Consider the following 17,183-nt stretch of genomic DNA (forward strand, 5'->3'; position numbering starts at 1 on the left):
GGCCTTCGGCCAGCTTCGCTTCCGAACGAGCTTCGTCCGTCGGCAACCTGCGGCTGCCATCAGGCGGCTGCTTCCCGGATGGTTATCCGAGCAGCTCCTGCTCGAGCTTCTTGGCCATTTCCTCGATGTTCTCGGGCGGCCAGCCGGGGATGTCCATGCCCAGGCGCAGGCCCATGCTCGAGAGCACTTCCTTGATCTCGTTCAACGACTTGCGACCGAAGTTCGGGGTTCGCAGCATCTCGGCTTCGGTCTTCTGCACCAGATCGCCGATGTAGATGATGTTGTCGTTCTTGAGGCAGTTGGCGCTGCGCACCGAAAGCTCGAGCTCGTCCACCTTCTTGAGCAGATAGCGATTGAGCTGGTTGGCGTCGCTCTCCTCGGGCTGCACCGCATGGCCGATCATGGTGCCGACCGGCTGCGGGATGCCATCGTCGAAGTGGACGAACAGCGTGAGCTGGTCCTGGAGGATACGCGCGGCATAGGCGACCGCGTCTTCCGGAGTGACAGTGCCATCGGTCTCGACCGTGAGCGAGAGCTTGTCATAATCAAGCTCCTGGCCGACGCGCGCATTTTCAACCTTGTAGCTCACCTGGCGCACCGGCGAATAGAGCGAGTCGACCGGGATCAGCCCGATCGGCGCATCGACCGGGCGGTTCTGCACCGCCGGGGCATAGCCCTTGCCGGTGTCCGCGGTCAGCTCCATATTGAGCGTGGCGCCCTCATCGAGGTGGCAAATCACCAGATCCTTGTTCATGATCTCGATGTCGCCGGTGACCGCGATGTCACCAGCGGTCACCGCGCCCGGGCCGGTGGCCGAAAGCTGCAGGCGCTTGGGGCCTTCGCCTTCCATCTTGAGCGCGATCTGCTTGACGTTGAGCACGATGTCGGTCACGTCCTCGCGCACCCCGGCAAGGCTCGAGAACTCGTGCAGCACGTTCTCGATCTTGATCGAGGTGATTGCCGCGCCCTGCAGGCTCGAGAGCAGCACCCGGCGCAGCGCATTGCCGAGCGTCAGGCCGAAACCACGCTCGAGCGGTTCGGCCACGAAGGTCGCCTTGCGCTGACGATCGCCACTGTCCTTGATTTCGAGGGCGTTGGGTTTCTTGAGTTCCTGCCAGTTCTTGGTGTTGACGGACATGGATTTCCCCTAATTCGCCTTGTCGGCGGTTCAAACTGGGCGGGCCGTAATGCCGGGCGCTCTGCGGCCGCATCAGACCCGATCGGGCGGCAGGGGCGCATAGCCCCCGCCTGCCCGGCGGATCAGACGCGGCGGCGCTTGGAGGGGCGCACCCCGTTGTGCGGGATCGGCGTGACGTCGCGGATCGAGGTGATGTTGAAGCCCACCGCGGCAAGGCCACGCAGCGCGCTCTCGCGGCCCGAACCGGGGCCCTTGACCTCGACCTCGAGCGTGCGCACGCCGTGCTCGGCCGCCTTCTTGCCGGCATCATCGGCGGCCACCTGCGCGGCATAGGGCGTCGACTTGCGCGAGCCCTTGAAGCCCATCATCCCGGCGCTCGACCAGGCAATGGCATTGCCCTGGGCATCGGTGATGGTGATCATGGTGTTGTTGAAGCTGGCGTTGATATGGGCAACGCCGCTGGTGATGTTCTTCTTGTCACGGCGCCGGAGACGACCTGGTTCGCGTGCCATTGTTGAAATTCCTCTAGCTCGTCAGAAGGAAAAAGCGGGAAAGCGCGAGCGCTTGCCGGCTTACTTCTTCTTGCCCGCGATGGGCTTGGCCTTGCCCTTGCGGGTGCGGGCGTTGGTGTGGGTGCGCTGGCCGCGGACCGGCAGGCCCGCACGGTGACGCAGCCCGCGATAGGCGCGCAGGTCCATCAGCCGCTTGATGTTCATCGCCGTCTGGCGGCGCAAATCGCCCTCGACGGTGTAGCCGGCATCGATGGTTTCGCGGATGCGCAGGATGTCCTCGTCGGAAAGATCCTGCACCCGGGTGCTGTGGGCAATGCCCAGCTTGTCAGCGATCTGGATGGCGGTGGTGCGGCCGATCCCGTGAATATAGGTGAGCGCGATGATCACGCGCTTGTTGGTGGGGATATTGACCCCGGCAATACGAGCCACTTATTTCTCCATGCTCCACAGGGGTTGGGCCGCGCGGGGCGGCTTCCCCTATCTCAACGCTCATCGAACCTGCCGTCCGCTCGCCGCGCGGCCTGCCTTTATGACAGGGACACAAACGGCAAAAAGTCCGGTCGGCACGCGCAGCGGCGATGCCTGCCGAACTTGCTTCGAACATGTCGAATGAGCGGCGCGCATAGGCCGATTCGCAGGCAAGGTCAACCGCCTGCACCGCGTCCCGGCGTCTTCCCGATCATGAGGCCGTCACCACGGCCAAAGACGGCACGCCGCGCCGGAGCGATCAGCGCCCGGGGCCATCGAGATCGCGGAAGGCGTCCTCAAGCTTGGAGGGCTTGGCCTCGGGCTTGTCGGCAGGCTTTGCGGCAGGCTTGGCGGCGGGCCCAGCGGCCGGGGCGTTGGCCACCGGCGCGGGGACCGCGGGTCTGGCGGCAGGCGCGGGTTCCGCAGGTTTGGCGGCAGGTGCAGGCGCCGCGGGCTTGGCCGCAGGTCCCGGAGCCGTATCCTTCGCCGGCGCCGGGGCAGGCGCAGGACCAGCGGGCGCAGCGCTGCCGCCTCCGGGCTTGGCGCCCTCGGCGGGGGCTGGCGCCGGTGCAGGGGCCGGCATCTCCACCACCTTAAGCGGCTTCGCAAGCGCGGCGAGCTGCGCGCCCATCACCCCGTCCACTGCCTTGGAGATCACCGGGATCTCGTAGCGCATCGGCCCGCCGACATTGTATTCCCACACGATCCTTGTGCCCTTCTCCACCGTGCTGATGGCAATGGTGAGCACGCCGGTGACCGGCTCGCTCTGGAGCGGGCCGAGGCTGCCGACCATCCGCAAGGCCCTTTCGGGATAGGCCTGGATCACGCGCATGTGCTCGACACTGCCCGCAAGCGTGATGCGTTCAGGATCGTCCGCTTCGGGGATGGTCTCACAGAAACACCCTCCGGCCTGGGGGGTGAGCGTGAGATTGGCGGCATCACCCGACCAGGTATGTTCCGAGCGCCACCAGTCCGCCGGCGTGATCAGCGCCAGCCACACCGCCTTGGGATCGGCCTCGACCACCACCTCGTGGCGGGTGACAAAGCCATTGTCGGTGCTGCGGGTCACTTCGGCCGCAGCCGGCGCGGCGGCGATCACCGCGCCAAGCACGGTGGCGGTGACGCGGAAGGCGGTCAGCATCGCGGCACTCTCCCTCTTGCAGCGCCCGGCAAGACCATCGCGGCCGGGGCGCCTATCCGCGCAGGATCGCGTCGATGGCCTGCGCCACCGCCTCGATCGATCCCATGCCATCGACCCGCGACACGATACCACGCGCTTCATAAAAAGGCAGGATCGGCGCGGTTTTGGCACGATATTCCTGCATCCGCATCCGCACCGTTTCTTCATTGTCGTCCGGGCGCCGCTTGAACTCGGTGCCGCCGCACACATCGCACACGCCGGGCGTGGCGGGCGGATGGGCGGTGTCGTGATAGAGCGCCCCGCAATTGGCGCAGGAAAAGCGCCCGGTGATGCGCGCCACCAGCGCGTCCTCGTCCACCGCCAGTTCGATCACGTGGTCGAGCTTGCGCCCGTGCTTGGCGAGGATCGCGTCGAGCGCCTCGGCCTGGGCCACGGTGCGCGGATAGCCATCGAAGATCGCCCCGGTCTCGGGGGCCATCGCCGCAAGTTCGGCATCGATGAGGTCGGAGACGATCTCGTCCGAGACCAGCTCGCCGCGCTCCATCACTTCCTTGGCGCGCAGCCCCACCGGGGTGCCGGCCTTGACCGCGGCGCGCAGCATGTCGCCGGTGGAAAGCTGGCGCATCCCATGCCGCTCGACCAGCCCGGCGCTCTGCGTGCCCTTGCCCGCACCCGGAGGACCAAGAAGAATGATGTTCACGAACCGTCCCCCTTCAACGCCTCCGGTTCCGATCCGGACGGCTTGTTTGCAGAATGGCGGGTGCACCGCCCGACGCGGCTGCGTCAAGCGGGCTGAAGCGGAAAATCAGCGCATCCGACCCTTGAGCTTGGCCTTCTTGATGAGGTCGGCATATTGATGCGCCAGCAGATGCGACTGCACCTGGCTGATCGTATCGACCGTGACATTGACCACGATCAGCAGCGAGGTGCCGCCGAGGAACAGCGGAATCCCGGTCTGCGCGATCATCGCCTCGGGCACCACGCAAACGATGGTGAGATAGACCGAGCCGAGCACGGTGATGCGGGTGAGCACGTATTCCAGATATTCCGCCGTGCGCTTGCCCGGGCGGATGCCGGGGATGAAGCCGCCGTTCTTCTTGAGATTGTCGGCCGTCTCCTCGGGGTTGAACACCACCGCGGTGTAGAAGAAGCAGAAGAAGATGATGCCGATGGCATAGAGCGCCATGTAGAGCGGCTGGCCGTGCGCGAGATACTGGTTGAGTGTGACGATCACCTTGCCGAAGGTGCTCTCGGTATCGACCGAATTGCCGGCGAATTGCGAGATCGTCAGCGGCAGCAGCAAGAGCGAGCTGGCAAAGATCGGCGGGATCACCCCGGCGGTGTTGATCTTGAGCGGCAGGTGCGAGCGCTCGGCCTGCATCATCCCGCGCGCGGTGGCGCGCTTGGGATACTGAATCAAGAGGCGGCGCTGGGCGCGCTCGAAGAAGCTGATGCCGAGGATCAGCACCACGACCATCACGAGAAAGCCAATGATGATCCACGGCGCGATCGCCCCGGTGCGCCCGCCTTCGAACAGGTTGGCAGCAAAATTGGGGAACTGCGCCACAATCCCGGCCATGATGATGAGCGAGATGCCGTTGCCGATTCCGCGGCTGGTGATCTGCTCACCCAGCCACAAAAGGAACATGGTGCCGCCGACGAGGTTGATGACGGCAACGATGCGGAACAGATAGCCCGGATCGATCACCGCCTGCAGCCCGCTCTGCGCCGAGAAGCTCTCCAGCCCCACGGCAAGGAAATAGCCCTGGATCGCGCACAGCAGCACCGCACCATAGCGGGTGTATTGGTTGAGCTTCTGCCGTCCGCTCGCCCCTTCCTTCTTGAGCGCGGCGAGCGTGGGGTGCAGCGCGCTCGCCATCTGCACCACGATCGAGGAAGTAATGTAGGGCATCACCCCGAGCGCGATCAGGCTCATGCGTTCAAGGCTGCCGCCGGAAAAGGCGTTGAACAGATCGAGGATGCCGCCGCGGGTCTGCTGATAAAGCTCGCTCAAGATCAGTGGGTTAACCCCGGGCAGCGGCACGAAGCTCAGGAAGCGGAACACGATCAGCGCACCGATGGTGAACCAGATGCGCTGCCTCAGTTCGGTTGCCTTGGCGAAATTGCCGAGGTTGAGATTGCTGGCGATGTTGTCGGCGCGTGATGCCATGTCGGTGTGTCGATCCTAGCTCCTGGCCCCGGCGCCGCCCTGTCACGGGCCATGGCGGGGCCATGTCCTGCGCGCCGATCCGGCAGCCGCCCGGCGCGCCCGAGCGTAAATAGGAAGCGCGGGGGCGCTTGTCGAACCCCCGCGCTCACCATTCCGTCGATTACTTGGCGGGCGCGGCCTTGTTGGCCTCGCGCCGGGCGAGCTTCTTCTCGTGCTCGGGCACCGGGGCGGGCGCCACTTCGACGCTGCCACCGGCCGCCTCGACCGCGGAGATCGCCCCCTTGGTGGCTCCGGTGACCGCAATCGTCACCTTGGCGCTGATCGCCCCCTTGCCGAGCAGGCGCACGCCGTGCTTGCCGCCGCGCACCAGGCCCGCCGCGCGCAGCGCGTCCTCGGTGATGGGGGCCTTGGCATCGAGCTTGCCGGCATCGATGAACTTCTGGATCATGCCGGTGTTGACCTCGGCATAGTCCTTGCGGAAGGGGTTGTTGAACCCGCGCTTGGGCAGGCGCATGTGGAGCGGCATCTGGCCGCCCTCGAAGCCGTTGATCGACACGCCCGAACGCGCCTTCTGGCCCTTCTGGCCGCGCGCGGCGGTCTTGCCCTTGCCCGAACCGATACCGCGGCCCACCCGGATACGCCCCTTGCGGGCCCCGGCATTGTCGCGCAGGTTATTGAGTTTCATGGTCTTGCACTCGCTGTCATTGGCCCCGGTGAAGTCCGGGTGCGTGGGTTAGCTCTGCCGCAGAGCGGACGCGCGCGCCGCTCCCGATCCCGGCTGTCACCGGAATGACGGGGCAGGACGAATTCCTGCCCGCCACAGTCTCTCAGTCGATCACCTTCACAAGATGCGGGATCTTGGCGATCGCACCGCGCACCTCGGGGGTGTCCTGGCGCTCGACCACCTTGTGCATCTTGTTGAGTCCCAGACCGATGAGGATCTTGCGCTGGCTCTCGGGCCGCCGGATCGGCGAACCGATCTGCTTGATCTTGATGGTAGCCATTGTCGATTACTCCACGATCGCCGCGGCTTCGGCCTCGGCCTCGGTCGCGCTCGCCCCGCCGCGCCCGAGCAGGTCGGCAACCTTCTTGCCGCGACGCTGGGCTACCGACTTGGGCGAGGTCTGCTCGGAGAGCGCCGCAAAGGTGGCGCGGATCATGTTGTAGGGGTTGGAGGTGCCGACCGACTTGGTCACGACGTCAGCCACGCCAAGGCTCTCGAACACCGCACGCATCGGACCGCCGGCGATGATGCCGGTGCCCGGAGGCGCGGTGCGCACCGTCACCTTGCCCGCCCCGAAGCGGCCATTGCCGTCATGGTGCAGGGTGCGGCCTTCCTTGAGCGGCACGCGGATCATCTTCTTGCGCGCCGCCGCGGTCGCCTTGGTGATCGCCTCGGGCACCTCGCGGGCCTTGCCGTGGCCAAAGCCGACCCGGCCCTGGCCATCGCCCACCACCACCAGCGCGGCAAAGCCGAAGCGCTTGCCGCCCTTGACGGTCTTGGAGACGCGGTTGATGTGCACCAGCTTCTCGATCAGGCCATCGTCTTCCTCGGTCTTGCCGCCGCGACGATCATCGCGGTTGCCGCGCCCGCGGCCCCGGCCTTCGCCGCTCTCGCGGCCCCGGCCCCGGCCCCGACGGCCCTGGGTCTCAGCGGCATCGCCGCCGAACTCGCCGCTTTCCGGCGCCTCGATGGTGTTTTCGTCAGCCATTCTCAGAACTCCAGCCCGCCTTCACGGGCGGCATCGGCCAGCGCCTTGACGCGGCCATGGAACAGGAAACCGCCGCGATCGAACACGACAGTGGTCACGCCCGCCTTCTTGGCGGCCTCGGCGATCGCCTTGCCAACCTCGGCCGCGGCCGCGACATTGGCCCCGCCGTTCTTGGCGCCAAGGGTCGAGGCCGCCGCCAGCGTGCGGCCAGCGGCATCGTCGATGATCTGGGCGTAGATGTGACGGCCGGTGCGGTGCACCGACAGGCGCGGCTTGCCACCGGCGCGCGCCCGGAGCGCGCTGCGAACCCGGCGCCGCCGCCGTTCGAACAGGGAGAGCTTGGCCATCTTACCTCTTCTTCCCTTCCTTGCGGAAGATATACTCGTCGCGATAGGCGATCCCCTTGCCCTTGTAGGGCTCGGGCTTGCGCCAGCGGCGGATCTCGGCGGCGAACTGGCCCACGGCCTGCTTGTCGGTGCCGCTGATCTCGATCGTGGTCTGGTCCGGGGTCTTGACCTCCAGCCCCTCGGGCACCGGCAGATCGACATCGTGGCTGTAGCCGAGCTGCAGCTTGAGCGTGCGGCCTTGGGCATTGGCGCGGTAGCCGACGCCCTTGATCACCAGCACCTTGGTAAAGCCCTGGGTGACGCCTTCGACGAGGTTGGCAACCAGCGTGCGCTGCATCCCCCAGAAGGCCCGCGCCTGACGGCTGTCATTGGCAGGCTTCACCGAAATCTCGCCCTCGCCGAGATTATATTCGACGAGATCCGACAGGCCCATGGTGAGCGTGCCCTTGGGACCCTTCACCGTGAGCGTGCCATTGTCGATGGTGGCCGTCACCCCGCCCGGGATCGCCACCGGCTTCTTGCCGATGCGGCTCATCAGAACACCTCCGCCAGCACTTCGCCGCCGACATTCTTGGCGCGCGCCTCGGCATCCGAAAGCACGCCCTTGGGAGTCGAGACGATGGTGATGCCAAGCCCGTTGCGCACCATCGGCAGGTCCTTGGCCCCCGAATAGATGCGCCGGCCCGGCCGCGAGACGCGCGCGACGTGCTTGATCGCCGGCTCGCCCTCGAAATACTTGAGCTCGATCCGCAGCGCCTTGTGCTTGCCCGAGGTGTCCTCGGAATAGCCGCGGATATAGCCCTCGCGCTGGAGCACCTCCAGCACGCTGGCACGCAGCTTGCTCGCGGGCGTGAGGACCGAGTCCTTCTTCGCCTGCTGGCCGTTGCGGATGCGGGTGAGCATGTCACCCAGAGGATCGGTCAATGCCATGTGTCAGTCCTCACCAGCTCGACTTGGTCAGGCCGGGGATCATCCCGGCATTGCCCAGTTGGCGCAGTTCGATGCGGTTGATGCCGAACTTGCGATAGTAGCCGCGCGGGCGGCCGGTGGTGGCGCAGCGGTTGCGCACCCGGGTGGGGTTCGCATTGCGCGGAAGCTCGGCCAGCTTGAGCCGGGCCATCAGCCGCTCGGTCTCGTCGCGCGAGGTGTCATTCGCGATCGCCTTGAGCTTGGCATACTTGGCCGCATACTGCTTGACCAGCTTCTTGCGCCGCTCGTTCTTGTTGATCGAACTCAGTTTCGCCATGGACTTAAGCTCTCTTGTCTCGTGTCTCGGGGAGGAAGCGGCTCACGCCGCCTCCTTGTGCTGGGCACCCTTGGCGCCGGGCGCCTCGCCCTGGAAGGGGAAGCCGAACAGGCGCAGCAGCTCGCGCGCTTCCTCGTCGGTGCGTGCGGTGGTGGTGATGATGATGTCCATGCCCCGCACCTTCTCGATCTTGTCGTAGCTGATCTCGGGAAAGACAATCTGTTCCTTGAGCCCCATCGCATAGTTGCCGCGGCCATCGAACGAGCGCGGGTTGAGGCCGCGGAAGTCACGGATGCGCGGCATGGCGATGGTCACGAGGCGGTCGAGAAACTCGTACATGCGCTCGCGCCGCAGGGTGACCTTGCAGCCGATCGGCATGCCCTCGCGCAGCTTGAACTGCGCGATCGACTTCTTGGCGAGGGTGATAACCGGCTTCTGCCCGGCGATCAGCGCCATTTCTTCCGCCGCGGTCTGGACCTTCTTCTTGTCCTGGCTCGCCTCGCCCACGCCCATGTTGAGCGTGATCTTCTCGAGCTTGGGCACTTCCATCCGGTTCTTGTAACCGAACTTCTCGGTCATCGCCTTGACGATCTCGGCCTCGTACTTGGCCTTCAGCCGGGGGGTGTAATCAGCCATCGATGGTCTCCCCACTCTTGACGGCGACACGCACCTTCTTGCCGTCCTTCACTTCAAAGCGGACGCGGGTGGGCTTGCCGGTCTTGGGATCGGCAATCGCGACCTTGCAGATCGGCATCGGCGCGGGGAAGCGCTCGATCCCGCCCTGCGGATTGAGCTGGCTCGGCTTGCGGTGGCGGGCCACGATGTTGATCCCTTCGACCACCACCTTGCCATCCTTGGGCAGAACCTTGGCGACCGTGCCGGTGCGGCCCTTGTCCTTGCCCGACAGCACCACGACGCTGTCACCCTTCTTGATCTTGGCAGCCGACATCACAGCACCTCCGGAGCAAGGCTGATGATCTTCATGAACCCGCGCGAACGCAGCTCGCGCACCACCGGGCCGAAGATACGGGTGCCGATCGGTTCCTCGTTCTTGTTCACCAGCACCGCGGCGTTGGTGTCGAAGCGGATCACCGTGCCATCGGGACGGCGTACGTCCTTCTTGGTGCGCACGATCACCGCGCGGTGCACGTCGCCCTTCTTGACCTTGGCGCGCGGCTGCGCCTCCTTGATCGAGACGACGATCACGTCGCCGACGCCCGCGGTCCGGCGCTTCGAGCCGCCCAGCACCTTGATGCACTGGACGCGCTTGGCGCCGCTGTTGTCCGCGACGTCGAGATTGGATTGCATCTGGATCATCGATCCGTTGTCCTTCTCATTGGCTTTCCGGGACGGCCCGATCCGACCGGGGCCCGGGAGTTCCGTTAAACGTCAGTTGCTCAATTGCCAGCTTCGGCAACGTCAAGATCGGCTTCCACCGCCTGCACGCCGCCCGCCACCACCCGGTCGATCACGATCCAGGTCTTGGTCTTGGAAATCGGGCGGGTCTCCTCGATCCGCACCACGTCCCCGACCGAATATTCATTGTTCTCGTCGTGGGCGTGATACTTCTTCGAGCGGCGGATGATCTTGCCGTAGAGCGGGTGCTTGACCTTGCGCTCGACCAGCACGGTCACGGTCTTGTCGGTCTTGTCGGAGGTCACAGTCCCGACGAGGATACGCTTGGGCATTGTGGTTCTCCTCAGGCCTTGGCCGCCGCGGCCTTGGCCGCGCGTTCGTTCTGCAGCGTCTTGATCCGCGCGATGGTGCGGCGCACCTCACGGATGCGCGAAGGCGCCTCGAGCTGGTTGGTGGCCGCCTGGAAACGCAGGTTGAACTGCTCGCGCTTGAGCTCGAGGAGCTCGGCGGCAAGCTGGTCATCGGTCTTGGTGCGAAGATCGGCAATATCGGCCATCATTCACCTCCCAGGTGGCTGGTGTCGCCAAGCCGGGCGACAACCTTGGTCTTGATCGGCAGCTTCATCGCCGCCCGGGCGAAGGCTTCGGCAGCCAGCGGGCCGGCAACGCCGTCGAGCTCGAACAGGATCCGGCCCGGCTTCACGCGCGCCGCCCAATATTCGACCGAACCCTTGCCCTTGCCCTGGCGCACCTCGGCCGGCTTCTTCGACACCGGAACATCGGGGAACACCCGGATCCACAGGCGCCCCTGGCGCTTGATGTGGCGGGTGATGGCGCGGCGCGCGGCCTCGATCTGGCGCGCGGTGATCCGCTCCGGCTCGAGCGCCTTGAGGCCATAGGAGCCGAAGTTGAGGGTGGTACCACCCTTGGCTTCGCCCTTGATCCGGCCCTTGAAGGCCTTGCGGAACTTGGTCTTCTTCGGTTGCAGCATCGTCTTTAACCTTTAGCGGGCCGGCCGGACGCCGGAAGTCTGGGCTTCCATCATCAGGCGGTCCTGGGCGGTGGGATCATGGGCGAGGATCTCGCCCTTGAAGATCCACACCTTGATCCCGATGACGCCATAGGCGGTGAGCGCTTCGGCCTCGGCATAGTCGATATTGGCGCGCAGCGTGTGCAACGGCACCCGGCCTTCACGATACCATTCGACACGGGCGATCTCCGCCCCGCCGAGCCGGCCGCCGCAGACGATCTTGACGCCCTCGGCGCCGAGCCGCAGCGCCGATTGCACCGCGCGCTTCATCGCCCGGCGGAAGGCCACGCGGCGCACCAGCTGATCGGCAATGCCCTGGGCGACGAGCTTGGCGTCGATCTCGGGCTTGCGGATCTCGACGATGTTGAGCTTGACGTCGCTCTCGGTCATCGTCGCCAGCTTGGCGCGCAGCTTCTCGATGTCGGCGCCCTTCTTGCCGATGATGACGCCGGGCCGCGCCGCATAGATCGACACCCGGCACAGCTTGGCCGGACGCTCGATCACCACCTTGGAGACCGCCGCCTGGGGCAGGTTCTTCATGATGTAGTTGCGGATTTCGACATCTTCCTTGAGCAGCTTGGCATAGTCGCGCCCTTCGGCATACCAGCGGCTGTCCCAGGTGCGGTTGATCTGCAGGCGCAGACCGATCGGATTGCTCTTCTGACCCATCTTACGCCTCCTCGACTTCGCGCACCACGATCCGCAGCCGCGAGAACGGCTTCAGGATCCGGGTCGACTTGCCGCGGCCGCGGGTGTGGAAGCGCTTCATCGTCACCGACTTGCCCACGCTCGCCTCGGCGACGATCAGCGCGTCGACATCAAGGTTGTGGTTGTTCTCGGCATTGGCGATCGCCGAGGCGAGCACCTTGCTCGCATCGCGCGCCATCGCCCGCTTCGAGAAGGCGAGAATGTTCATCGCCTCCTCGACCTTCTTGCCGCGGATCATCGCCGCAACCAGGTTGAGCTTTTGCGCCGACCCACGGATGGTGGTGCCGACCGCCAGCGCCTCGTTGTCGCCCACGCGGCGGGGTGCCTTTGCCTTGCCCATTAGCGCTTGCCCTTCTTGTCGGCGGCATGGCCGGGGAAGGTGCGCGTCGGCGCGAATTCCCCGAGCTTGTGACCGACCATTTCTTCCGTGACCGAAACGGGAATGAACTTGTGCCCGTTATAGACATTGAAGGTGAGCCCGACGAACTGCGGCAGGATCGTCGAACGCCGCGACCAGGTCTTGATCGGCTTGGCGTTGGTGGTTTCCTGCGCCGCCTCAGCCTTCTTGAGCAGGCTCAGCTCGACAAACGGACCTTTCCAGACGGAACGTGCCATTGTCTCTTACCTCTTCTTCTTCGCGTGACGCGAACGGATGATCATCTTGTCCGTCTGCTTGTTGTGGCGCGTGCGGGCCCCCTTGGTCGGCTTGCCCCACGGAGTCACCGGATGGCGACCACCCGAGGTGCGGCCCTCACCACCACCATGGGGGTGATCGACCGGGTTCTTGGCCACGCCGCGGGTCAGCGGACGGCGACCCATCCACCGGCTGCGCCCGGCCTTGGCGAAGTTCTGGTTGGCGTTATCGGGGTTCGACACCGCCCCCACCGTGCCCATGCAGTCGGCGCGCAGATAGCGCTGCTCGCCCGAATTGAGGCGCACGATCACGAAAGCGCGATCGCGCCCCACCACCTGCACATAGGTGCCGGCGGAACGGGCGATCTGGCCACCCTTGCCCGGCTTCATCTCGACATTGTGGCAGATCGTGCCGACCGGCATCTGGCCGAGCAGCATGGCATTGCCGGGCTTGGTGTCGACCTTCTCGCCGGCAATCACCTGATCGCCCACGGCCAACCGCTGCGGCGCGAGGATATAGGCCTGCTCGCCATCCTCATAGGTGATGAGGGCGATGAAAGCGGTGCGGTTGGGATCATATTCCAGCCGCTCGACCTTGGCCGGCATGTCCCACTTGCGCCGCTTGAAATCGATGAAGCGGTACTTCTGCTTGTGACCGCCGGCGATGCCACGCGAGGTGACATGACCCTTGTTGTTGCGCCCGCCGGTCTTGCGCTTGCCTTCGGTCAGCGCCTTGACCGGCTTGCCCTTGTAGAGCGCCGACTTGTCGACCAGGATCAGGCCGCGCCGGGCGGGACTGGTCGGCTTGTAGTTCTTGAGTGCCATCGTTCCTATCCTGTCCCCTGGCCTCAGATGCCGCTGGTGATGTCGATCATCTCACCCTCGGCCAGGGTGACGATGGCCTTCTTCACGTCGCTGCGCTGATAGGCCTTGCCCTTCCAGCGCTTGGTCTTGCCCTTCTGGATCAGGGTGTTCACGGCGACGACCTTCTTGTCGTAGATCGCCTCGACCGCCTCCTTGATCTGCGGCTTGGTGGCGCCCCGCGCGACCTTGAACACCACGGCGTTCTGCTCCGAGGCAAGGGTCGACTTTTCGGTGATGTGCGGGGCGATGATCACGTCATAGTGACGCGCATCGACAGTCTGCTTCTTAGCCATTGAAGCGCGCCTCCAGCTTCTCGACGGCAGCCTTGGTCAGCACCAGGGTGTCGTGGTTGAGGATGTCGTAGACATTGGCGCCGATCGCCGGGAGCACGTTGACGCCCGGCAGGTTGCGCGCCGCGATCTTGAAGCCGGCATCGACCTGCTCACCGTCGATGACCAGCACCTTGCCAGTCAGCCCGGCCTTGGCGAGGTGGCCCTTGAGGGCCTTGGTCTTGGCCTCCTTGAGCGCAAGGCTTTCCACCACCACGAGGCCCTCGCGCGCCTTGCTCGACAGCGCCATCTTGAGCCCGAGCGCGCGGATCTTCTTGTTGAGCGACTGCTCGAATGTGCGCTTGCGCGCGCCGTGAGCCTTGCCGCCACCGATGAACACCGGCGCCTTGCGGTCACCGTGACGCGCCGCCCCGCCGCCCTTCTGGCGACCGAACTTCTTGCCGGTGCGGGCAACGTCCGAACGCTCGCGCGTCGGGCGCGCCGGCGCGCGGCGGTTCTCGAGCTGCCAGGTCACCACGCGGTGGAGGATGTCTGCGCGCGGCTCGATGCCGAACACCGCGTCGGACAGCTCGATGTCGCCCGCGGCCCCGCCTTCGATGTTCTGAACCTTGATCTTCATGGCTCAGCCTTCCTTGTTCTCTTCGCTGGCCGGAGCCTCGGCCACAGCCGGCTCCGCCGCCACGGGGGTCTCGTCGGCCACGGGGGCCTTCTTCTCGATCACCGCACCCGGGAACGGCGCGCCGGCGGGAAGCGGCAGCTTGACCGCATCGCGCACCAGCAGCCAGCCGTTCTTGGCACCGGGCACCGAGCCCTTGACGAACAGCAGGCCGCGCTCGGCATCGGTGCGGACGATCTCGAGGTTCTGCTGGGTGCGCTGGCGATCACCCATGTGACCGGCCATCTTCTTGCCCTTGAACACCCGGCCCGGATCCTGGCGGTTGCCGGTCGAACCATGGGCGCGGTGCGAGATCGACACGCCGTGGGTGGCGCGCATACCGCCAAAGCCCCAACGCTTCATCGCCCCAGCAAAGCCCTTGCCCTGGGTGTGGCCGGTGATGTCGACCATCTGCCCGGCAACGAAATGATCGGCGCTGATCGTGGCGCCCACCGGCACCAGCGCCTCGGCGCTGTCCACCCGAAACTCGGCGACCTTCTTCTTGAGGCCGACATCGGCCTTGGCGAAGTGCTCGCGCTGCGGCTTGGCCACGTTCTTCTGCTTGGCTTCGCCCGCGCCGAGCTGGACGGCATAATAGCCATCGCGCTCAGCAGTGCGGTGCGAGACCACCTGGCAATTCTCCAGCGCCAGGACGGTGACCGGCACATGGCGGCCATCCTCCTGGAACAGGCGGGTCATCCCGACCTTCTTGGCGATAACGCCGGTGCGCATCGTCTGTTCACTCCTCGACAGAGGCACCCCTGCAGACCATCCACAAGGGTGCGTGAGACCAAGGCACCAGGTGCCCCAGCCGCTTCAGCCCGAAATGTCATGCATCGCCCCGCCTGGGCTGAGTGCACCGCGCCGCGATTGCGGCACCTGGTGCGAGACGGGGGACGCAGCCCGGATCAGCGATCCGGCGGTATCCACCCTATCGTCTGGCGGGGCGCTTGCGCCCCGACGATAGAGGCCCCTGCCATAACGGCAGGGGCTTTTCTGCCGGCCTCAAGCCAGCTTGATCTCAACATTCACGCCGGCAGCCAGGTCGAGCTTCATCAGCGCGTCCACGGTCTGGGCGTTGGGCTGCACGATATCGAGCAGCCGCTTGTAAGTGCGCACCTCGAACTGCTCGCGCGACTTCTTGTCGACATGCGGGCCGCGGTTCACGGTGAACTTCTCGATCCGCGTCGGCAGCGGAATGGGGCCCCGAATGAGCGCGCCGGTGCGGCGGGCCGTATCGGCGATCTCGCCGGTCGCCTGGTCGAGAACGCGGTGATCGAACGCCTTGAGGCGAATACGGATATTCTGAGCTTCCATGTCCTACTACCGATGCGAAAGAGCCGAGGTCCGGCCGGGTGCCCGGCCATTCCCAAAAAGCAAAGCCGCCCCGCGATGCCCGGTTTCCCGAAAGCGGGCGGCCCGTCTCGAAACTCGTGCCGGCGGTTCCTTGCCCGTGAAGGCCTACGAATCTCGCCAGCGGATGCGCGCCTATACGGGCGGCGCCCGGCAATGGCAAGGGGCGATCGCAAGGAAATTGCGTGACCGCGAAACGCCCCGCAGGCACCTTCCCCCAAACCTTCCAGTAACGAAAAGACCCGGCAGCGCACTGGGCAGCTGCCGGGCCTGATCGGGAGCGCTCTGGCCCGCGAGGGGCCTAAGCGCAGGCTTACTTGGTGATCTTCGAGACCACGCCCGAGCCAACGGTGCGGCCCCCTTCGCGAATGGCGAAGCGCAGGCCTTCATCCATGGCGATCGGGGCGATCAGCTTGACACCGATCGAGACGTTGTCGCCCGGCATCACCATCTCGGTGCCTTCGGGAAGGATCACTTCGCCGGTCACGTCGGTGGTGCGGAAGTAGAACTGCGGACGATAGTTGGCGAAGAACGGGGTGTGACGGCCACCTTCGTCCTTCGAGAGCACGTAAACCTCGGCCTCGAACTCAGTGTGCGGCTTGACCGAACCGGGCTTGCACAGCACCTGGCCGCGCTCGACCTCGTCACGGGCAACGCCGCGGATCAGCGCACCGATATTGTCGCCCGCCTCGCCGCGGTCGAGCAGCTTGCGGAACATCTCGACGCCGGTCACGGTGGTCTTGCGGGTGTCGCGCAGACCGACGATCTCGACTTCGTCGCCCACCGAAACCACGCCGGTCTCGACACGGCCGGTCACCACGGTGCCGCGACCCGAAATCGAGAACACGTCTTCGATCGGCATCAGGAAGTCCTTGTCGATCGGACGGTCGGGCTGCGGGATGTATTCGTCAACCGCCTTGATCAGCTCGAGGATCGAGTTCTTGCCGATCTCGTCATCGCGCCCTTCGAGCGCGGCCAGCGCCGAACCCTTGATGATCGGAATGTTGTCGCCATCGAAATCGTAGCTCGAGAGCAATTCGCGCACTTCGAGTTCGACCAGCTCGAGGATTTCCGGATCGTCGACCTGATCGACCTTGTTCATGTACACGACCAGCGCCGGCACGCCGACCTGACGGGCGAGCAGGATGTGCTCGCGGGTCTGCGGCATCGGGCCGTCAGCCGCGTTCACCACCAGGATCGCGCCGTCCATTTGCGCCGCGCCGGTGATCATGTTCTTCACGTAGTCAGCGTGGCCCGGGCAGTCGACGTGGGCGTAGTGGCGCTTCTCGCTCTCATACTCGACGTGGGCGGTCGAGATGGTGATGCCGCGCTCGCGCTCTTCGGGGGCCTTGTCGATGTTGGCGAAATCGACCGCTTCACCGCCATAGGTCTCGGCCATCACCTTGGTGATCGCGGCGGTCAGGGTGGTCTTGCCATGGTCGACGTGACCGATGGTGCCGATGTTGCAGTGCGGCTTGGTCCGCTGGAACTTTTCCTTGGCCATTTCTCTGGTGTACCTTCTTGAATGGAATGAGGTGGCTTGAATGAGGTGATGTCATCG

At 65.5% G+C, this 17,183-nt stretch carries 28 protein-coding genes; all 28 read right to left on the minus strand.

What is annotated here, in order from left to right; genetic code table 11:
- Nucleotides 1–82: 82 nt before the first annotated feature.
- The gene (locus G524_RS0102390; RefSeq protein WP_027442272.1) at nt 83–1,138 is read right to left on the minus strand and encodes a DNA-directed RNA polymerase subunit alpha; all 1,056 of its coding nucleotides are present in this window, start codon (nt 1,136–1,138) and stop codon (nt 83–85) included.
- A gap of 122 nt (nt 1,139–1,260) precedes the next feature.
- A complete protein-coding gene (rpsK, locus tag G524_RS0102395; protein WP_027442273.1) occupies nt 1,261–1,650 on the minus strand; it encodes a 30S ribosomal protein S11 in 390 nt (129 codons plus the stop codon).
- Between the two features lie 60 nt (nt 1,651–1,710).
- Complete coding sequence (gene rpsM / locus G524_RS0102400) at nt 1,711–2,079, minus strand: 30S ribosomal protein S13 (RefSeq protein ID WP_027442274.1); 369 nt, start codon at nt 2,077–2,079, stop codon at nt 1,711–1,713.
- A 298-nt stretch (nt 2,080–2,377) separates the two neighbouring features.
- A complete protein-coding gene (locus G524_RS17035) occupies nt 2,378–3,259 on the minus strand; it encodes a hypothetical protein (protein ID WP_036857108.1) in 882 nt (293 codons plus the stop codon).
- 52 nt (nt 3,260–3,311) lie between these two features.
- Nucleotides 3,312–3,959, minus strand: a complete 648-nt coding sequence (locus G524_RS0102410; protein ID WP_027442276.1) for an adenylate kinase — start codon at nt 3,957–3,959, stop codon at nt 3,312–3,314.
- 105 nt (nt 3,960–4,064) lie between these two features.
- The gene (secY, locus tag G524_RS0102415; protein WP_027442277.1) at nt 4,065–5,429 is read right to left on the minus strand and encodes a preprotein translocase subunit SecY; all 1,365 of its coding nucleotides are present in this window, start codon (nt 5,427–5,429) and stop codon (nt 4,065–4,067) included.
- A 160-nt stretch (nt 5,430–5,589) separates the two neighbouring features.
- The gene (rplO, locus tag G524_RS0102420; RefSeq protein WP_027442278.1) at nt 5,590–6,114 is read right to left on the minus strand and encodes a 50S ribosomal protein L15; all 525 of its coding nucleotides are present in this window, start codon (nt 6,112–6,114) and stop codon (nt 5,590–5,592) included.
- A 142-nt stretch (nt 6,115–6,256) separates the two neighbouring features.
- Complete coding sequence (gene rpmD, locus G524_RS0102425) at nt 6,257–6,433, minus strand: 50S ribosomal protein L30 (protein ID WP_027442279.1); 177 nt, start codon at nt 6,431–6,433, stop codon at nt 6,257–6,259.
- A 6-nt stretch (nt 6,434–6,439) separates the two neighbouring features.
- Nucleotides 6,440–7,141: a 30S ribosomal protein S5 gene (rpsE, locus tag G524_RS14750; RefSeq protein ID WP_036857110.1), complete on the minus strand. Its 702-nt coding sequence runs from the start codon at nt 7,139–7,141 to the stop codon at nt 6,440–6,442.
- Nucleotides 7,142–7,143: 2 nt separating this feature from the next.
- Complete coding sequence (gene rplR, locus G524_RS0102435) at nt 7,144–7,488, minus strand: 50S ribosomal protein L18 (protein ID WP_027442280.1); 345 nt, start codon at nt 7,486–7,488, stop codon at nt 7,144–7,146.
- Between the two features lies 1 nt (nt 7,489).
- On the minus strand, nt 7,490–8,023 hold the full coding sequence (gene rplF / locus G524_RS0102440; protein ID WP_027442281.1) for a 50S ribosomal protein L6: 534 nt from the start codon (nt 8,021–8,023) through the stop codon (nt 7,490–7,492).
- Nucleotides 8,023–8,418 (minus strand): 30S ribosomal protein S8, encoded by a 396-nt coding sequence (gene rpsH / locus G524_RS0102445; RefSeq protein ID WP_027442282.1) that lies wholly within the window; start codon nt 8,416–8,418, stop codon nt 8,023–8,025. Before rpsH ends, rplF begins: the two co-directional genes overlap by 1 nt.
- A gap of 10 nt (nt 8,419–8,428) precedes the next feature.
- Nucleotides 8,429–8,734: a 30S ribosomal protein S14 gene (gene rpsN, locus G524_RS0102450; protein ID WP_027442283.1), complete on the minus strand. Its 306-nt coding sequence runs from the start codon at nt 8,732–8,734 to the stop codon at nt 8,429–8,431.
- Between the two features lie 42 nt (nt 8,735–8,776).
- Entirely contained in the window at nt 8,777–9,370 is a 594-nt protein-coding gene (gene rplE / locus G524_RS0102455; RefSeq protein WP_027442284.1) for a 50S ribosomal protein L5, read from the minus strand.
- The gene (gene rplX, locus G524_RS0102460) at nt 9,363–9,683 is read right to left on the minus strand and encodes a 50S ribosomal protein L24 (RefSeq protein WP_027442285.1); all 321 of its coding nucleotides are present in this window, start codon (nt 9,681–9,683) and stop codon (nt 9,363–9,365) included. Before rplX ends, rplE begins: the two co-directional genes overlap by 8 nt.
- The gene (rplN, locus tag G524_RS0102465) at nt 9,683–10,051 is read right to left on the minus strand and encodes a 50S ribosomal protein L14 (protein WP_027442286.1); all 369 of its coding nucleotides are present in this window, start codon (nt 10,049–10,051) and stop codon (nt 9,683–9,685) included. The genes rplX and rplN overlap by 1 nt, the downstream gene beginning before the upstream one ends.
- Before the next feature lie 80 nt (nt 10,052–10,131).
- Complete coding sequence (gene rpsQ / locus G524_RS0102470; RefSeq protein ID WP_027442287.1) at nt 10,132–10,422, minus strand: 30S ribosomal protein S17; 291 nt, start codon at nt 10,420–10,422, stop codon at nt 10,132–10,134.
- Nucleotides 10,423–10,433: 11 nt separating this feature from the next.
- Entirely contained in the window at nt 10,434–10,646 is a 213-nt protein-coding gene (gene rpmC, locus G524_RS0102475) for a 50S ribosomal protein L29 (protein WP_027442288.1), read from the minus strand.
- Complete coding sequence (rplP, locus tag G524_RS0102480; RefSeq protein WP_027442289.1) at nt 10,646–11,080, minus strand: 50S ribosomal protein L16; 435 nt, start codon at nt 11,078–11,080, stop codon at nt 10,646–10,648. Before rplP ends, rpmC begins: the two co-directional genes overlap by 1 nt.
- A gap of 12 nt (nt 11,081–11,092) precedes the next feature.
- Nucleotides 11,093–11,788: a 30S ribosomal protein S3 gene (rpsC, locus tag G524_RS0102485; protein WP_027442290.1), complete on the minus strand. Its 696-nt coding sequence runs from the start codon at nt 11,786–11,788 to the stop codon at nt 11,093–11,095.
- Between the two features lies 1 nt (nt 11,789).
- Nucleotides 11,790–12,167 (minus strand): 50S ribosomal protein L22, encoded by a 378-nt coding sequence (gene rplV / locus G524_RS0102490; RefSeq protein ID WP_036857114.1) that lies wholly within the window; start codon nt 12,165–12,167, stop codon nt 11,790–11,792.
- Nucleotides 12,167–12,442, minus strand: coding sequence for a 30S ribosomal protein S19 (rpsS, locus tag G524_RS0102495; RefSeq protein ID WP_027442292.1), 276 nt, complete (start codon nt 12,440–12,442; stop codon nt 12,167–12,169). The genes rplV and rpsS overlap by 1 nt, the downstream gene beginning before the upstream one ends.
- Nucleotides 12,443–12,448: 6 nt before the next feature.
- A complete protein-coding gene (gene rplB / locus G524_RS0102500; RefSeq protein ID WP_027442293.1) occupies nt 12,449–13,285 on the minus strand; it encodes a 50S ribosomal protein L2 in 837 nt (278 codons plus the stop codon).
- A 23-nt stretch (nt 13,286–13,308) separates the two neighbouring features.
- The gene (locus G524_RS0102505) at nt 13,309–13,617 is read right to left on the minus strand and encodes a 50S ribosomal protein L23 (protein WP_027442294.1); all 309 of its coding nucleotides are present in this window, start codon (nt 13,615–13,617) and stop codon (nt 13,309–13,311) included.
- The gene (rplD, locus tag G524_RS0102510; RefSeq protein WP_027442295.1) at nt 13,610–14,233 is read right to left on the minus strand and encodes a 50S ribosomal protein L4; all 624 of its coding nucleotides are present in this window, start codon (nt 14,231–14,233) and stop codon (nt 13,610–13,612) included. Before rplD ends, G524_RS0102505 begins: the two co-directional genes overlap by 8 nt.
- Nucleotides 14,234–14,236: 3 nt before the next feature.
- A complete protein-coding gene (gene rplC, locus G524_RS0102515) occupies nt 14,237–15,001 on the minus strand; it encodes a 50S ribosomal protein L3 (protein ID WP_027442296.1) in 765 nt (254 codons plus the stop codon).
- 273 nt (nt 15,002–15,274) lie between these two features.
- The gene (gene rpsJ, locus G524_RS0102520) at nt 15,275–15,586 is read right to left on the minus strand and encodes a 30S ribosomal protein S10 (RefSeq protein WP_017665146.1); all 312 of its coding nucleotides are present in this window, start codon (nt 15,584–15,586) and stop codon (nt 15,275–15,277) included.
- 349 nt (nt 15,587–15,935) lie between these two features.
- Nucleotides 15,936–17,126 carry an elongation factor Tu gene (gene tuf / locus G524_RS0102525; RefSeq protein WP_027442297.1) on the minus strand — a complete coding sequence of 397 codons (1,191 nt, stop codon included), beginning with the start codon at nt 17,124–17,126 and terminating at the stop codon, nt 15,936–15,938.
- Between the last annotated feature and the right edge of the window lie 57 nt (nt 17,127–17,183).

Source organism: Erythrobacter cryptus DSM 12079 (assembly GCF_000422985.1).
GTDB classification, from domain to species: Bacteria; Pseudomonadota; Alphaproteobacteria; order Sphingomonadales; family Sphingomonadaceae; genus Erythrobacter; species Erythrobacter cryptus.

Bases quoted from the DNA above. Each gene is read 5' to 3' on its own strand.
- G524_RS0102390 (WP_027442272.1), bottom strand. From the start codon at position 1,138: ATGTCCGTCAACACCAAGAACTGGCAGGAACTCAAGAAACCCAACGCC.
- rpsK (WP_027442273.1), bottom strand. From the start codon at position 1,650: ATGGCACGCGAACCAGGTCGTCTCCGGCGCCGTGACAAGAAGAACATC.
- G524_RS17035 (WP_036857108.1), bottom strand. From the start codon at position 3,259: ATGCTGACCGCCTTCCGCGTCACCGCCACCGTGCTTGGCGCGGTGATC.
- secY (WP_027442277.1), bottom strand. From the start codon at position 5,429: ATGGCATCACGCGCCGACAACATCGCCAGCAATCTCAACCTCGGCAAT.
- rplO (WP_027442278.1), bottom strand. From the start codon at position 6,114: ATGAAACTCAATAACCTGCGCGACAATGCCGGGGCCCGCAAGGGGCGT.
- rpmD (WP_027442279.1), bottom strand. From the start codon at position 6,433: ATGGCTACCATCAAGATCAAGCAGATCGGTTCGCCGATCCGGCGGCCC.
- rpsE (WP_036857110.1), bottom strand. From the start codon at position 7,141: ATGGCTGACGAAAACACCATCGAGGCGCCGGAAAGCGGCGAGTTCGGC.
- rplR (WP_027442280.1), bottom strand. From the start codon at position 7,488: ATGGCCAAGCTCTCCCTGTTCGAACGGCGGCGGCGCCGGGTTCGCAGC.
- rplF (WP_027442281.1), bottom strand. From the start codon at position 8,023: ATGAGCCGCATCGGCAAGAAGCCGGTGGCGATCCCGGGCGGGGTGACG.
- rpsH (WP_027442282.1), bottom strand. From the start codon at position 8,418: ATGGCATTGACCGATCCTCTGGGTGACATGCTCACCCGCATCCGCAAC.
- rpsN (WP_027442283.1), bottom strand. From the start codon at position 8,734: ATGGCGAAACTGAGTTCGATCAACAAGAACGAGCGGCGCAAGAAGCTG.
- rplE (WP_027442284.1), bottom strand. From the start codon at position 9,370: ATGGCTGATTACACCCCCCGGCTGAAGGCCAAGTACGAGGCCGAGATC.
- rplX (WP_027442285.1), bottom strand. From the start codon at position 9,683: ATGTCGGCTGCCAAGATCAAGAAGGGTGACAGCGTCGTGGTGCTGTCG.
- rplN (WP_027442286.1), bottom strand. From the start codon at position 10,051: ATGATCCAGATGCAATCCAATCTCGACGTCGCGGACAACAGCGGCGCC.
- rpsQ (WP_027442287.1), bottom strand. From the start codon at position 10,422: ATGCCCAAGCGTATCCTCGTCGGGACTGTGACCTCCGACAAGACCGAC.
- rpmC (WP_027442288.1), bottom strand. From the start codon at position 10,646: ATGGCCGATATTGCCGATCTTCGCACCAAGACCGATGACCAGCTTGCC.
- rplP (WP_027442289.1), bottom strand. From the start codon at position 11,080: ATGCTGCAACCGAAGAAGACCAAGTTCCGCAAGGCCTTCAAGGGCCGG.
- rpsC (WP_027442290.1), bottom strand. From the start codon at position 11,788: ATGGGTCAGAAGAGCAATCCGATCGGTCTGCGCCTGCAGATCAACCGC.
- rplV (WP_036857114.1), bottom strand. From the start codon at position 12,167: ATGGGCAAGGCAAAGGCACCCCGCCGCGTGGGCGACAACGAGGCGCTG.
- rpsS (WP_027442292.1), bottom strand. From the start codon at position 12,442: ATGGCACGTTCCGTCTGGAAAGGTCCGTTTGTCGAGCTGAGCCTGCTC.
- rplB (WP_027442293.1), bottom strand. From the start codon at position 13,285: ATGGCACTCAAGAACTACAAGCCGACCAGTCCCGCCCGGCGCGGCCTG.
- G524_RS0102505 (WP_027442294.1), bottom strand. From the start codon at position 13,617: ATGGCTAAGAAGCAGACTGTCGATGCGCGTCACTATGACGTGATCATC.
- rplD (WP_027442295.1), bottom strand. From the start codon at position 14,233: ATGAAGATCAAGGTTCAGAACATCGAAGGCGGGGCCGCGGGCGACATC.
- rplC (WP_027442296.1), bottom strand. From the start codon at position 15,001: ATGCGCACCGGCGTTATCGCCAAGAAGGTCGGGATGACCCGCCTGTTC.
- rpsJ (WP_017665146.1), bottom strand. From the start codon at position 15,586: ATGGAAGCTCAGAATATCCGTATTCGCCTCAAGGCGTTCGATCACCGC.
- tuf (WP_027442297.1), bottom strand. From the start codon at position 17,126: ATGGCCAAGGAAAAGTTCCAGCGGACCAAGCCGCACTGCAACATCGGC.